At 75.0% G+C, this 14,884-nt stretch carries 10 protein-coding genes; 5 read left to right on the top strand and 5 right to left on the bottom strand.

The window, feature by feature from the left end; translation table 11 throughout:
* The first annotated feature begins 1 nt into the window (after position 1).
* The 3 genes from ACFV3E_RS13690 (at position 2) to ACFV3E_RS13680 (ending at position 3,026) form a co-directional block, all read left to right on the top strand.
* A complete protein-coding gene (locus ACFV3E_RS13690) occupies positions 2–946 on the top strand; it encodes an XdhC family protein (RefSeq protein WP_500534872.1) in 945 nt (314 codons plus the stop codon).
* A complete protein-coding gene (locus ACFV3E_RS13685) occupies positions 936–1,277 on the top strand; it encodes an AAA family ATPase (RefSeq protein ID WP_500534871.1) in 342 nt (113 codons plus the stop codon). Before ACFV3E_RS13690 ends, ACFV3E_RS13685 begins: the two co-directional genes overlap by 11 nt.
* A 540-nt stretch (positions 1,278–1,817) precedes the next feature.
* Positions 1,818–3,026: a vWA domain-containing protein gene (locus ACFV3E_RS13680; protein ID WP_500534870.1), complete on the top strand. Its 1,209-nt coding sequence runs from the start codon at positions 1,818–1,820 to the stop codon at positions 3,024–3,026.
* Between the two features lie 46 nt (positions 3,027–3,072).
* Here ACFV3E_RS13680 and ACFV3E_RS13675 read toward each other — a convergent pair whose 3' ends face one another.
* Together ACFV3E_RS13675 and ACFV3E_RS13670 are read right to left on the bottom strand one after the other, a co-directional pair.
* Positions 3,073–4,059, bottom strand: a complete 987-nt coding sequence (locus ACFV3E_RS13675; RefSeq protein ID WP_500534869.1) for an NAD-dependent epimerase/dehydratase family protein — start codon at positions 4,057–4,059, stop codon at positions 3,073–3,075.
* Positions 4,060–4,092: 33 nt separating this feature from the next.
* Positions 4,093–4,812: a TetR/AcrR family transcriptional regulator gene (locus ACFV3E_RS13670; protein ID WP_500534868.1), complete on the bottom strand. Its 720-nt coding sequence runs from the start codon at positions 4,810–4,812 to the stop codon at positions 4,093–4,095.
* A 144-nt stretch (positions 4,813–4,956) separates the two neighbouring features.
* Between ACFV3E_RS13670 and ACFV3E_RS13665 the strand changes: the two genes are divergently transcribed.
* Together ACFV3E_RS13665 and ACFV3E_RS13660 are read left to right on the top strand one after the other, a co-directional pair.
* Complete coding sequence (locus ACFV3E_RS13665) at positions 4,957–6,474, top strand: APC family permease (RefSeq protein WP_500534867.1); 1,518 nt, start codon at positions 4,957–4,959, stop codon at positions 6,472–6,474.
* Positions 6,475–6,533: 59 nt separating this feature from the next.
* Positions 6,534–8,186, top strand: a complete 1,653-nt coding sequence (locus ACFV3E_RS13660; RefSeq protein WP_500534866.1) for an amidohydrolase — start codon at positions 6,534–6,536, stop codon at positions 8,184–8,186.
* Between the two features lie 13 nt (positions 8,187–8,199).
* Here the strand turns inward: ACFV3E_RS13660 and ACFV3E_RS13655 are convergent, their stop codons facing one another.
* From ACFV3E_RS13655 to ACFV3E_RS13645, 3 genes are all read right to left on the bottom strand, one after another.
* Positions 8,200–9,180 carry an ATP-binding cassette domain-containing protein gene (locus tag ACFV3E_RS13655; protein ID WP_500534865.1) on the bottom strand — a complete coding sequence of 327 codons (981 nt, stop codon included), beginning with the start codon at positions 9,178–9,180 and terminating at the stop codon, positions 8,200–8,202.
* Positions 9,177–11,951 (bottom strand): hypothetical protein, encoded by a 2,775-nt coding sequence (locus ACFV3E_RS13650; RefSeq protein ID WP_500534864.1) that lies wholly within the window; start codon positions 11,949–11,951, stop codon positions 9,177–9,179. Before ACFV3E_RS13650 ends, ACFV3E_RS13655 begins: the two co-directional genes overlap by 4 nt.
* Position 11,952: 1 nt before the next feature.
* On the bottom strand, positions 11,953–14,884 hold a 2,932-nt coding region (locus ACFV3E_RS13645; protein WP_500534863.1), incomplete at its 5' end, for an FtsX-like permease family protein.

Raw genomic sequence — 14,884 nt, 5'->3', positions numbered from 1 at the left:
GATGACGAGCACGGAACTGCTGGACCGCGCGGACCAACTGCGGCAGGGCCGCACCCCGTTCGTCCTCGCCACGGTCGTCCGCGCGCAGCGCCCCACCAGCGCCAAGCCCGGCGACAGCGCGCTGGTGCTGCCCGACGGCAGCGTGGAGGGCTTCGTCGGCGGCGTCTGCGCCGAGTCGACCGTGCAACTGCAGGGGCTGCGCCTGCTGGAGACCGGGGAGTCGGTGCTGCTGCGGATCACCCCCGGCGGCGCGGAGGGGGCGGCCGGGCGCGGGGCGGACGGCGAGGGCCTGGTCACCGTCGCCAACCCGTGCCAGTCCGGGGGGACCCTCGACATCTTCCTGGAGGCCCATCTGCCTCCCCTGCTGGTGCACGTGCTCGGCCACGCGCCGATCGCCCGCGCCCTGCTCGACGTCGGCCGGGCCCTCGGCTACGACGCCAGGCCCGCGGCACCCGGGACCCCGCTGCCCGACGACCTGGACGCCGTCGTGATCGCCTCGCACGGCCGTGACGAGGAGGCCTCGCTGGCCGCGGCGGTGCGCGCGGGAGTCCCGTACGTCGGGCTCGTCGCCAGCCCCCGGCGCGGCACCGCCGTCCTCGCCGGGCTCGGGCTGACGCCGCAGGAGCGGGCCCGCGTCCACACCCCGGCGGGGCTGGACATCGGGGCCCGGACCCCGGCGGAGATCGCCGTGTCGGTGTACGCCGAGGTCATCGCGGTGCGGCCGCGCCCCGCCGCCCGCCCTGGCGGCCGCCCCGGCGGGAGCGAGCCCGCGGCGTCCCCGCGGCCCGTCGCGGAGGCCGTGGACCCGGTGTGCGGCATGAGCGTCGCCGTCACCCCCGGCACCGTCGCGCTGACGGGGCAGGGCGGCGGCGCCGTCTACTTCTGCGGACCCGGCTGCCGGCACGCCTACACCGACGACCCCACCCGCTACGCGCATGCCTCCTGACCCCGACGCCCTCGTCCCCGACGTCCCCGCCCTGCGCGCCCGGCTCGACGCCGCCGACTACCTCGCCGACGACGCGCTCGCGACGGCCCTGCTGCTCGCCGTCCGCATGCGCCAGCCGATCCTGCTCGAGGGCGAACCGGGCGTCGGCAAGACCGAGGCGGCCCGCGCCCTCGCCACCGTGCTGGACACCCCGCTGATCCGCCTCCAGTGCTACGAGGGGCTGTCCGCCGCTACGAGTGGAACTACCCGCGCCAGCTGCTCGCGATCCGGCTCGCCGAGTCCCGCGGCGAACCCCTGCGCGACGCCGACCTGTTCACCGAGGACTTCCTGATGCCGCGGCCCCTGCTCGCCGCCATCACCCATCCGGGGCCCCGGCCGGCGGTCCTGCTCATCGACGAGGTGGACCGCGCCGACGACGAGTTCGAGGCCTTCCTGCTGGAGCTGCTCGCCGACGCCGCCGTCACCGTCCCCGAACTCGGCACGCGCACCGCCGCGGTGCCGCCCGTCGCCGTCCTGACCTCCAACCGCACCCGTGACCTGCACGACGCGCTGAAGCGGCGCTGCCTCTACCACTGGATCGAGTACCCGGACACGGAGCGCGTCGCCGCCGTCATCCGGCGCCGCGTCCCGGACGCGGGGGAGTGGCTGGCGTCCCGCGTGGCCGGCGCGGTGGACCGGCTGCGCGCCGACCACCGGCTCACCAAGCCGCCCGGCATCGCCGAGGCCGTCAACTGGGCGGGCGCGCTGCGTGCGCTGGGCCTCACCTCGTTCGACGCGGACGCGGCCGACCGCACCCTCGGCGCGGTCCTCAAGTACGCCGAGGACCTCGCCGCGGTCCGCGCCGAGGGTCTCGCGCACCTGGTGGACAGCGATGCATGAGGCCGGGAGTGACGCAAGTAATGCGAGGGTCGAGACGGCTCCGGCACCAGGGCTGGCGGAGGTGGTGGCCACGCTCGGCGAGGCCCTGCGGCGGGCGGGGATACCGGTGGGTCCGGACAGGGCGGCACGGTGCGCGCGGGCGGTGACCGTGCTGGCTCCGGTGACGACGCCGCAGTTGCGGCACTGCGCGCTGGCCACGCTGGTGGCGGACCCGGAGCAGATCCCGGCGTTCGACGCCGTGTTCCGGGAGGTGTTCGGCGGTGAAGGTCCCGGGCACGCGGTCGCGCGGGGGCAGCGGGGCGACCCGCCGCGGTCGTCCGCCGGGGCCGGACGTGCCGCCCCGCGGCGTGGTGCCGGGCGGCCCGCGGAGGACACCCCGGGGCGGGCGGGCGAGGTCGAGGCACCGACCACCGCCAGCCCCGCCGACCGCCTCGCCACCCGGGACTTCGCGGAGCTGACCGAGGACGAGCTCGCCCTCCTGGCACGGGCGATGCGCGCGATCGTGCTCAACACCCCGCTCCGTCCGTCCCGCAGGCGCCGACCCGCCCACCACGGAGACCGCATCGACCTGCGCCGCACCCTCGCCGCCGGGCGCCGCACGGGCGGGTACCCGCTGCGGCTGCGCCGCTTCGTGCCGCGGCCCCGCCGCCGCGGCCTGGTCGTCCTCTGCGACATCTCGGGGTCGATGGAGCCGTACGCCCGGGCGATGCTGCAGTTGCTCTACTGCGCGTCGCGCGGCGCGCGGGCCGAGGTCTTCACGTTCGCCACCCGGCTCACCCGGCTGACCCCCGTCCTGCGGCGGCCCGGCCTGCCCTCCGACGCGCTGGCGCGCGCCGGGCGTACGGCGCCGGACTGGTCGGGGGGCACGCGGATCGCCGCGTGCCTCGGGGAGTTCAACGAACGGTACGGACGCCGTGGCATGGCCCGCGGCGCCGTCGTGGTGATCGTCTCGGACGGCTGGGACACCGGCGACCCCGCCGTCCTCGCCCGGCACATGGCGGCGCTCGCCCGGGTGGCCTTCCGTGTCGTGTGGGTCAACCCCCGTACCACCAGCCCCCGTTACCGTCCGCTCGTGGGCGGCATGGCCGCGGCGCTGCCGTACTGCGACGCCATCGTCAGCGCCCACGACCTGGCGGCCCTGGGCGACTTCACCGCAGCGTTGTCCGCGCCGGGCCGCCGCCCTGGCGCGGGGCAGGTGTGACGCAGGGCTCCACGCGGGTGCCGGTGCCGGCGCCGGGCGGTGGGTCTCAACCGCCCAGTGCCTTGGCCTCCTTCTCCGGGGCGAGGCCCACCGTGGGCCGGTCGGGGCGCTGGGGTGCCGTGCCGCCCAGCGAGCGCAGCCACTCCCAGGTGTCGGCGACGGTCTCGGTGACGGGACGGCAGCGCAGTCCGGTGGCGAGGGCGCGGGAGACGTCGGCGGTGTGGAGCGTGTCGTAGAGCTCGCCCGGGGGGAGCCAGACCGGCAGTTCGGTCCAGGGCTCGATGCCCGCGGCCAGGACCGTTTCCGGGTCCGTCCAGCGCAGTTCGGCGTCGGAGCCGGTCACCGCGGCGCAGGCTTCGAGGAGTTCGCCGGTGGTGGTGTGCCCGGGCGGGCTGACGAGGTTGTAGGCGCCGCCGAGGCCGGATTCCGCGGCGTCCAGGACCCATGCGGCGAGGTCGCGGGCGTCGACGTACTGCAGGGGGAGGTCGCGGGGGCCGGGGGCGAGGACGGGGCCGCCGCGGGCGATGCGGGTGAGCCACCAGGGGAGGCGGCCGATGTTCTCGTAGGGGCCGAGGATGAGGCCGGCGCGGGCCAGCAGGGCGTGGTCGCCGAAGGACTCGGTCGCGGCGAGTTCGCCGCCGCGCTTGGCGCGGGCGTAGTCGACGTCGGGTCCGTCGCCGGGGGAGGCGTCCACGACGGGTCCGTCCTCGTCGAGTCCGGCGGGGGCGGGGTAGGTGTAGACGGAGCGGCTGGAGACGTAGGCGTACGTCCGGGCGCGCCCGGCCAGGAGGCGGGCGGTGTCCCGTACGGTGGCCGGTGCTCCGGACCAGGTGTCGACGACAGCGTCCCACTCGCCGTGTGCGAGGGCGGCGAGGCCGCCTTCGGTGCCGCGTTCCCCGAGCAGCACGGTGGCGCCGGGCGGCGCTTGGTGCCGGCCGCGGTGGAACACCGTGACCTCCCAGCCCCGCTCGAGCGCGTCCTCGACGACGGCGCGTCCCACGAATTCGGTTCCACCCAGGGTCAGCAGCTTCATACCGGCCACTGTGCCCCGCGGTGCGGCCGGACGTCAGCGATCACGCTGTGGGCGCAATCGTGCGGCGAGGGCGGTGAGCATGAGGTCGACGGCGGTGTCGAAGGAGCTGCCGGCCATCAGGTGCAGGTGGCCGCGGACGGCGGACAGTGCGGGGAAGGCCTGTGGATCGACCGTCGCGGAGCGGTATTCCTGGGTCCAGGCGCGCCGGTCGGCCTCGCGCTGGGCGTGCGGCAGCGCGAGGTGGGCGGCGTCGAGGGCGGCGTGGCCGAGGACGGTGTCGATGAACGCCAGGTAGAGGGGGACGGCGCTGTCCGGTGCGAAGCCCGCCCGCAGCAGGATGCCGATGCCCGCCTCCACGGCGCGGAACTCGTGTTCGCGGCGGGTGATCCGGTACGAGGCCATGGCGGCGGCGCGCGGGTGCGCGAGGTATCCGTCGCGGACCCGGACGGCCATGTCGCGCAGGGAGGTCTGCCAGTCGTCGCCGGGGGTGAAGCCGTCCATGGCGTCGCCGATGATGCGGTCGGCGACGGCGAGCAGCAGGTCGTCGGTGTTGTGGAAGTAGCGGTAGACCGCGCTGGGGTCGCAGCCGAGGGCCGCGCCGAGGCGGCGGACGCTCAGTGCCTCGGGGCCGTGTTCGCCGATGAGGCGCAGGGCGGTGTCGACGATGAGCGGGGCGGACAGCAGGACGCCCGAGCGGGTGGGGCGGCGGCGCTTGCGTTCCCGGGGGACGCGGTCGCCGGTGGCGGCGGTCATGGGTGGGCCCTTCTCTCGGCGTCGGGCACAGTGAAGGCGCCCGGACGCCTTATGTCAACACCATTGACGGTAGATGAACATGGCCTGTTTCATCACAACCCCGCGCGGCTCTTCCCCGTCCGTCCTCCTTCAGAGGAGCCCCAGATGCCGACCACCGGACCCGCCTCCGCCCCCGGACCCGCCAGATCGCCCGCCCAGCTGCGCCGTTCGCTGGGTGTGGTCGACGGCGTCGCCATCGCCGCCTCCAGCACCGCGGCCACCACCAGCATCGGCGTCGGTATGGGCGCGCTCGCCGCGACCGTCGGCCTGCAGGCGCCGGTCGTGCTGCTGCTGGCGTTCCTGCCCGTGCTCGGCATCGCGACCGCGTACGCCCGGCTCAACCGCTCCGAGCCGAACTGCGGCAACGGCTACACGTGGGTCGGCGCGACCCTGGGACCGTGGCCCGGTTTCCTGACCGGCTGGGTGACCCTCGCCGGTTCCGTGGTCTTCATGGCGTACACCAGCGCCATCACCGGCTCGGTGATCCTGGCGTTCGCGAACAAGGCGGGGCTCACCGAGGTCGCGGGGCTCGCCCTGGACCCGGGGTCGACCGCGGTGAGCACCGTGCTGGGCCTGGTGGTCCTCACCGGTGTCACCGTCCTGGCCGTCACGGGGGTGCGGGGCGCGACCCGGCTGCAGGCCGGGTTGCTGGTCTTCGAGTACGCCGTCCTCCTCGTCTTCTGCGGCCTGGCGTTCCTGCGCGGCGGTCACGCGGTGCGGGCGTCCTGGTTCGACCCGTTCGCCGTCCACGACGGCACGGCCTTCGCCCAGGGCCTGGTGCTCGCGGTGTTCTTCTTCTGGGGCTGGGACGCGGCGTTCAGCGTCAACGAGGAGACCCGTGACGTCGGTGACTCCGCGCGCGGCGGCACGATCGCGCTGGTCGCGATGCTCGGCATGTTCCTCTTCGCCTCCGTGGCCTTCCAGCGTGAGATGAGCCTGGCGGAGCTGATCGAGAACGGCCCGCAGGCGCTGCCCCACCTCGGTGCGAAGCTCGCCGACGAGCCGTGGGCGAGCCTGCCGCTGCTCGCGCTGATGTTCTCGGCCGTGGCCTCCGTGCAGTCCTCGGTGATCCCCACCGCCCGCGGCATGCTGGCCATGGGACGGGACCGCACGATGGGGCCCGTCTGGACCCGGATCCACCCGCGCTTCGGCACGCCCGCCGTGGGCACCGTCCTGGTCATGGCCGTCGCCGCCGTCATCGCCCTGCTGGCGATGGCCATCCCGCGGCTCAACGACATGCTGCTGGCGGCCGTCAACTCCGTAGGGCTGCTGGTGGCCCTCTACTACGGACTGACCGCGGTCGCCTGCGCCGTCCGTTTCCGTGGCGCGCTGCGGGCCGGGCCCCGCGAGGCACTGCTGTCCGTGGTGGTGCCCGGCCTGTCCGGCGCGGTGCTCCTGGGCGCCGGCTGCTACCTCGGCCATTCGTACGCCACGATGAGCGACCACTTCGAACTCAGCCCCGGCAACGGCTGGTTCATGCTCGCGCTGCCCGGCGGGATCGTCCTGGCAGGCCTGGTGATGGCCGCCTGCGCCAAGTACCTGCGACGCTCTCCCTACTTCGCCACCGGCCGCGGCACGGACGCGGACGCCCTGACCCTGCCGGTGGACCGTACGAGCGTCTGACGCACTGCCCGAAGCCCGAAGCCCGAAGCCCCGCGACCCCTGCCCCTGGAGCGCACGCCATGTCCCACCCGCACGCCGACCTCGTCCTCACCGGCGGCCCGGTGCACACCGTCGACCCCGTCCTCGGCCGGGCCACCTCGGTGGCCGTGCGCGACGGCCGCATCGCCGCCGTCGGCCACGACGAGGTACGGGAGCTGATCGGGCCCGGCACCGAGGTCGTGGACCTGGCCGGGAAGATGCTGTTGCCCGGTTTCCAGGACGCCCACGTCCACCCGCTCGGCGCCGGCATCGAGCTGGGCCAGTGCCATCTCGCGGAGGCCCACGAGGCGCGGGAGTACCTGCGGCTCGTCCGCGCGTACGCGGACGGGCATCCCGGCGCCGAGTGGATCACCGGCGGTGGCTGGTCGCTGGACGCCTTCCCGGGCGGCACCCCGACCGCCGCGCTCCTGGACGGCGTCGTCGCCGACCGTCCGGTCTTCCTGCCCAACCGGGACCACCACGGGGCCTGGGTCAACTCCCGCGCCCTGGAACTCGCCGGGATCACCCGGGACACCCCCGACCCCGCGGACGGCCGCATCGAGCGCGACGCCGACGGCAACCCCACCGGGATGCTCCAGGAGGGCGCCCTCCACCTCGTCGGCCGGCTCCTGCCGCCGGTCACCCCGGGCGAGCGGACCGCCGCGCTGCTGCGTGCCCAGCGCGTGCTGCACTCCCTGGGCGTCACCGCCTGGCAGGACGCCATCGTCGGCGATTACGCGAACATGACCGACCCGGTGTCCGCCTACCATGCCCTGATCGCCGACGGGCTGCTCACCGCGCGCGTCGTCGGTGCCCTGTGGTGGGACCGGGCCCGCGGCGCCGAGCAGATCCCCGAACTCGTCGAACGGCGGGCCGCCGTGAGCCGGGGCCGCTTCCGCGCCACCAGCGTCAAGATCATGCAGGACGGCATCGCGGAGAACGGGACGGCGGCGCTGCTCGGCCCCTACCTCACCGCCTGCGGTTGCGCCTCCGCCAACAGCGGCATCAGCTTCGTGGACCCTGCGGCGCTGGCGAAGCACGTCACCGAGCTGGACGCGCTCGGTTTCCAGGTGCACTTCCACGCCCTCGGCGACCGCGCCGTCCGTGAGGCGCTGGACGCGGTGGCGGCGGCCCGTTCGGCCAACGGCCTCCGTGACACCCGGCACCACCTCGCCCATCTGCAGGTCGTCCATCCGGACGACGTCGCCCGCTTCCGGGCTCTGGGCGCCACAGCGAACGTCCAGGCGCTGTGGGCCGCCCACGAGCCCCAGATGGACGAGCTCACCCTGCCGTTCCTCGGCCCCGAACGGGCCGCCTGGCAGTACCCGTTCGGCGATCTGCTCCGCTCCGGCGCGACGCTCGCCGCCGGCAGCGACTGGCCGGTCAGCAGCCCCGACCCGTTCCAGGCCCTGCACGTCGCGGTCAACCGCCGCACCCCGGACGCCCCGGACGGCACGCCCGTCTTCCTGCCGGAGCAGCGCGTCGACCTGGCCGCCGCCATCGCCGCCTACACCGCGGGGAGCGCGTACGTGAACCACCTCGACGACACCGGCACGGTCACCCCGGGCAAGCTGGCCGACCTCGTCGTCCTCGACCGCGACCCCTTCGCCGGGCCGCCCGCGGAGATCGCCGCGACGCGGGTGCTGCAGACCTTCGTGGGCGGTCAGCGGGTCTACGCGGCGCCGGACGCGTAGGCGCCCCGGCCGGTCAGTCCTCTTCGGGGCGGTCGGGGCGGACGGCGATGTGGTCGGGTTCGAGTTCGAGCATGACGCGGTTGCGGATGTCGAGGGCGTGGGTGTAGTCGCGGGGGAGTTGGAGGCGGCCGGAGCGGTCGACGGTGGCGTATTCGCTGGCGTGGACGGTGGTGCGGCCTTCGTCGTCGACGCTGGTGCGGCGGACGACTTCGGAGGCGGTGCGGCCGTCGCGGATGGCGACGGTGCGGTCGACCGCGGTGGCCACGGCCTGGTCGTGGGTGACGACGACGATGGTCGTGCCGAGCTGTTCGTTGGCGGTGCGGAACGCTGCGAAGACCTGCTCGCCGGTGGCGGAGTCCAGCTGGCCGGTGGGTTCGTCGGCCAGCACCAGGGAGGGGTGGTTGGCCAAGGCGACGGCGATGGCGGTGCGCTGCTGCTCACCACCGGACATCTGCTGCGGCCGCCGGTCGGCGCAGTAGCCGACGCCCATCATCTCGAGCAGTTCGGTGGCGCGGTCGGCGCGGGCCTTGCGGCCCTTGACCCGGCCGGAAAGCCGCATGGGCAGCACGACGTTCTGCAGGGCGGTCAGGTAGGGCAGCAGGTTGCGTGAGGTCTGCTGCCACACAAAGCCGACGACCTCGCGCTGGTAGCGCAGGCGGGCGCCCGCGTCGAGCGCGAGCAGGTCGAAGCCGGCGACCGAGGCGGCGCCGGCGGTGGGGGTGTCCAGCCCGGCAAGGATGTTCAGCAGGGTGGACTTGCCGCTGCCCGAGGCGCCGACCAGGGCCATCAGTTCGCCCTGCTGCACCAGCAGGTCCAGTCCCTGCAGCGCCTGCACCTCCACGCCCTGGGCGGTGAAGATCCGCACCAGCCGGTCGCAGACGATCAACGCGTCGTGCCCGTAGGCGGGCTGCTCCCGGCTCTCGGTGACGCGCCGTTCCAGGTCCGCCAGCGTGACGTTGCCGCGCTCGGCGGTGCCGGACGTGTTCTGAGTCATGATCGTTCCCCCATCCGGAGTTCGGTTCCTTCTCCCCGTCGCCCTGTCAGCCAGGCCTGCACGGCCAGCACCACACACGCCAGCACGACGAGTGCGGCCGCGGGCACCAGCAGCGACGCCGCGTCCGTGCGCAGCACGGCGCCCGACAGGTCGGTGGCGGGCGTGCGGACGGTGAAGGCGAGCGCCACCAGGTCCACGCCCGGACGTACCAGCGGCACGGTGGCCACGCTCACCAGGACACCACCCAGGGCGCCCAGCAGGACGTGCGGCAGCATCTCCAGCACCGCCAGCCACTGCCGCTGACGCCCGGTCATGCCCATCGTCCGCAGCCGCGCCAGCAACGCCTTGCGCTGCGGCGCGTTGTGCAGCAACGACAGCAGCAACGCCAGCACGCTGTAGCCGGCGCCCGCCGCGACCGCCGCCAGGTACACGTGCCGTGCGCCCGACTGCAACGCCGACGTCGTCCCGTACGAGGCGCGCTGCTCGGTCCGCAGCGTGACCTGCGCCTTGGGCGCGGCCTTGGTGACCAGGGCGCGCAGCGCCTGCGCGTCGATGCCGGTGCCCATCGCATAGAGCGTTGAGGGCCCGTGCGCCGGTTCCTTCGTGCCGGGTGCCACCTTCGCCAGGGCGGCCCGCGACACGATCAGGAACTCGTGGTTGGGGGCCGCCGGTGTGGCGTCCTGCGTGCCCACGACACGCACCATGACCCGCCCGACCGAGGACCTGACGCTCTCGGGGTCGCCGACGCCATTCCCGAACTTCCGCGCGACCGCCGGGGAGGCGATGGCGGGAATGGGCTCCTTCGCGCCCGAGTCGAGCTTGCCGACGGGGAACGAGGCGCCCAGGCCGGTGGCCGCCACGAGCCGGGCATACGGCGCCGGATCGACGACCACCAGGTCGAACCGGTCCCTGTCGTTGATCAGTTTCTGCCCGGATTCGATCCGGACGCCGGTGACCTCCCGCACCCCCGTGACCTTGCGGATCTGTGCGGTCAGGCCCTGCGGCAGGGCGCCGTAGCTCTGCACGCGGGCGTCCGCGCCGACCGCGGTCACCGCGGCGTGGTCGCGTCCCGACTCGACGCCGGCGAGCACCGATCCGCCGAAGGAGGTGACCGTGAGTGCCACCAGGACGGCCAGCAGCGGCAGCGCCGTGGTGGAGGTGGCGCGTCCGGCGCGGGCCAGGCCCAGGTGCAGCACGGCTCCGTTGAGCCGTGCGAAGGGCCGTGCCAGCAGTCGGACCGGCCAGGGGTACAGCCGCAGCAGCACCAGCGCGGCGACCATCGCGAGCAGCACCGGCGCCGCGGCGGTCAGCACGTCCGCGCCGCCGTCGGCCGTGCCGCGCTGCCGCAGCGCCACCACGGCACCGGCGACGACGACCACGACCGCCAGCTCGGTCACCGTGCGGCGCCGCGACGGTCGTGCCGCGACGATGTCCTCGCGCTGCTCGGGGCGCGGCCGGCGGGCCGTCGCCGCCGCCCGCAGCGGCAGGCTCACCGTGGCCAGGACGGCCACGGCGGTGGCCGACCACACGGCGAGCGCGGCGCGTTCCGCAGGCAGCAGGAGCAGCGCCACGGCCAGGCCGGCCGCCGCGGAGGGCACCGCCACCACGGCGCTCTCCGCCAGCAGTCGGCCGGTCAGCACCGGCAGGCTGATCCCGCGGGCCCGCAGCAGGGTGAACTCGGCCCTGCGCCGGGCCGCCGACAGGCCCGCCGCCATAAGCAGCACGACGGCGCCGACGGTACCCACGCCGACGGCGGCGACCAGGACCAGCGGCTGCGCGGCGGTGCGCTCGGCGACGAAGGGCCCGAGGAGTTCGGCGAGTCCCTGCTCCTCGACCCGCAGGCCGCGCTGCCGGGTCTGCAACTGCGCCGCGGCAGGGCCGGCCGTCAGCGCGGACAGCCGGTCGCGCAGCGCGGGGACGTCCTGCGCGGTGAGCGCGTCGACGTCCGCGGGGTGGTGCCAGTAGGCCAGCGCGCCGTCCTGCAGACTCAGCAGGGCCTTGGTGGTGTTCTGGTCGATGAGCGCGGTGAAGTGCCAGTAGCGTACGGGATCGTCGCCCGGGCTGGGCAGCGAGCGCAGGCTGGGCCTGCGCAGATCGGACTCCGCGTTCCACCAGGCGGCGCCGGGTGTCCGGGGCGTGACGATCCCGGTGACCCGCACGGTCATGACGGATCCGACCGCGTCCTGGAGGTGGAAGGCCGAGCCGTTGCGCAGTTTCATGGTCTCGGCGGTGCGGTCGGTGATCACCGCTTCGACGTTGTGGGCGTCGGCGGCGGGCCGGGGCAGACGTCCTTCGAGGAGCCGGGTGTTCGCCGCGAGGTCGGGCTGGGCCACCAAGGTGCTCTTCGGGGGGAGCGGGTCCACCGCGGGGAACCGGGTCAGTCCGGGGTCGTTGGCGACCGTTTCCATGGAACGCACGCCGTACACGGTCCGTTCGGCGTCCAGCGCCAGCGGAGGCCGCACGAGACGCTGGAACTGCGCCTCCGTCGCCTTCAGCGACCGCGGGGTGAGCAGCGCCTCGGGGCCGAAGGGGACGGACAGCTGGGAGACCTGGAGCGACATGGTGACGCTGCGGTTCGGCATCGAGGCGTGTGACACGGTGTCACGCAGCGCGGTGTCCTCGTAGCCCTCGACGGCCCGCGGCAGGGCGGCCGCCAGGAACGCGGTGACGAACACCAGCGCGGCCAGGGCCAGCGTCCCGCCGGGGGCGGCGCGCAGCCGGGCGCGGATCCAGGAGACGTCACCGCTCCGTCGGGAACGGGGCTCGGCCACGTCATTCACCTCCTTGGCGCCGCAGCGCCTGGGCCGGGTCGGCGGACCGCCACGCGGTGAGCATGACGCCGAGCAGGGGCAGCACCGTGACGGCGATCAGCAGCACGGCCAGCGGGCCGGACGGCAGTTCCACCCGGACCTCGGGGACCGGGCTCTGCGCGCGGGCCGTCAGGACGATCAGGGGGACGACCTGCCGGGTCAGCAGTCCGCCGAGTACGGCGCCCACACCCACCGCGACCAGGACCAGCAGGCCCTGTTCGGCGGCGATCACCCGGGCGAGCCAGCGGCGCGGGGTGCCCAGCGCCCGCAGCATCGCGAACTCCTGGGAGCGTTCGCGCAGCGCTCCGGCCGCCGCGACGACGTAGCCGACCGCGGCAAGCACCGCGGCGGTCACCACGGCGGCGGGCAGCGCGGACACCGGCCCGGCGCCGAGCGGATCGCGTTGCAGCTCGGCCCGCTGCTCGTCGCGGACCAGGAGCGAGGTGATGTCGCCGCGGGCCCGCAGCGCCGAGGCGACGCGGGCGGTCGCGCCGGGCTCGGCCGCCAGCCACCATTCGCCGGGTGCCAGGGAGCCCTGGTCGGTCCCGTTCAGCAGAGTGTTGACGGAGCGCAGGTCCAGCAGTAGCGCCCCGCCGTCGGTGTCCTTGTCCTTGGATGCGGCGGTGGGCAGGGCGCGGACGGCGGCGGTGACGCGGACCGGCACCGTCGCGCCGGCCAACTGGATCCGCACCGGGTCGCCCACCTTCGCGCCGACCGCCCGCAGGAAGGAGTCGGTGGCGACCCCTGTCAGCGCGGCCGGGGCCTTCGGTCCCGAGGTCACGATCACGGTCGCCTGGTCGAAGCCGCTCGGCACGTACCCCTCGAGGAGCATCTGACCGGTGTCGTACTCGACGGTCAGCGGTGTGCCCCCGCCGGAGCGCGGACTGCCGGCCCGTGTGGAGACGAAGCCGCGATCGGGGTCCTCGGTGAAGTCCCGGTTGCCCATGAGGGCGTGGGCCTGCCAGGCGGAGCGGGCCGGTACGGGTACGGCATGCGTGGCGCCGTCGGCGGCCACCGCCTGCAGGGCTGTGACGGACAGGCGGTGGTGTTCGGACGACCGGGGCACGGAGAAGCCGGCCTTGATCCCGGTGAGGCGCAGCGGCCCGGCCGGGCCGGCACCGGGCGCCCGGCCCGCCTCGGTGGCGAAGTCCGCCTCCAGGACGTGGGGTCGGCCGTCGGCGGGGACCTCGCCCAGGGCGATGGCGTAGAGGACGCCGTAGCGGTCGGTGAAGGTCGCCGACAGCCGGTCGCCGATCTCGCTCGCCCTCGCGCGGCCGCGGGCGTCCCGGGCCTGCAGGCGGACGGTCAGGCGGAGCCGTGCCGCATCGTCCGGCAGCGTGAACCCGGCGTCCTGCGAGGCGGCGTCCTCCGTGGGACGCAGGGAGCGCAGCAGGTCCGGGAACGGCCGGTCGGTGAGGTCGTCGCGCAGCCCGGTCACGCGGGAGGCCGTGGTGGTGTCCATCGCCAGCACCGTCGCCTCGCGGCCCCGGGGCAGCGGCACCGTGCTGCGGTTCGCCGGGGTCACCGCGGCGATCCCGGGGACGTGGTCGTAGACGCCGCCTTGTCCGAAGGGCAGGGTGGAGGTACCGGCGACGCGGACGTCCGCGCCCGTCATGAAGTCGGCCTGGTCGCGCTGGGACCGCTCCCAGCTCGCGTTCTCGCCGATCGCGAACATGCTGATCGACACCGCGAGGACCAGCAGCAAGGCCGGGCCGGCGCCGCGGCCGCTCCGCCGGGACAGCTGCCATCCGGCCAGCGCGGTCGGCAGGCCGCGGGAACCGGCCGCCAGCCGCTCCCCGAGGCGGGCGGCCAGCGGCAGCAGACGCAGCGCGAGCACGGCTCCCGCCAGCAGGCAGATCGCGGGGGCCACGATGAGCACCGGATCGAGTCCGAGCTTCCCCGTGGTGTCGGTGGACAGCGCGCCCGTCCCGCCGTCGCGCCGGGACAGCTGCCAGTAGCCCAGGCCTGCCACGAGCAGCAACGCCAGGTCGGTGCCCGCCTGCACGGCACCCGGCAGCGCGCCCTTGCGGGTCCGTGCCTGCCGTTCGACTGCGTAGGTGCCGGTGCGGCGCAGCGCCGGTGAGGCCACCGCGACGGCGCAGGCGAGCGCGGCCAGCACGCCCGCCCACCAGGCCGTGGCGGTCGGTACCTCCAGGCGGACGTCCGCTCGCGCCAGGGCCCCGTGCCCGGCGAGCAGCCGTACCAGCGGCCCGGCCAGCAGCGGCGCCAGCACGGCGGCGGGCAGCGCCAGCAGCAGTGCCTCGGCGGCCGCCAGGCCCGCGACCCGGGAGCGGGAGCCGCCGCGGGCCCGCAGCTGGGCGGTCTCCTCGGCGCGTTCGCTGGCGAGCAGGCCGGCGACGAGCATCAGCGCCAGGCCCGCGAGGACGATCAGCTGCAACGCGCTGATGAGCAGCGTCGAACGGCTCACCAGCAGATTGCGGTTCAGGTCGGCCGCCAGGGCGGGCAGCTCGCTGCTCGCCGTCGTCTCGCCGTTCCTGCCCCTGTCGTCCAACTGCCCCACCGTGCGCCGGACGTCCTGGCCGACGCGGTCGAGGCGGGCGGTGGTCACGGCCGAGAAGTCGGCCCCCGCCGTCCACTGGACCTCGGAGGCCGGGACCGCGCCCGCCGTGAACGCCTTCGGGTCCACGAGCATCGGGCCGTAGGTGGTGAACGACAGCGTCCGCACGCCGCGTCCCTCGAGCGGGTCGAGCCGCCAGTACAGTGCGGACGCATCGGCGGGCCGGTACAGGCCGGTCAACCGGACGCGCAGCGACGGCCCGTTCCGCCGGTCGGCGAGCGTGATCACGTCCCCCGGCGTCACGCCGAGGGCCTTCGCGGCCGACTCGGGCAGCGCCACCGGCACCGGACCTCCGGCCTCCGGAGCGTCGGGGAAG

The sequence above is a fragment of the Streptomyces sp. NPDC059718 genome, from assembly GCF_042733315.1.
In the GTDB taxonomy this organism is placed as follows: domain Bacteria; phylum Actinomycetota; class Actinomycetes; order Streptomycetales; family Streptomycetaceae; genus Actinacidiphila.
Note: the sequence above shows the minus strand (reverse complement) of the source record. Positions and strands in the feature narration are given on the sequence as shown.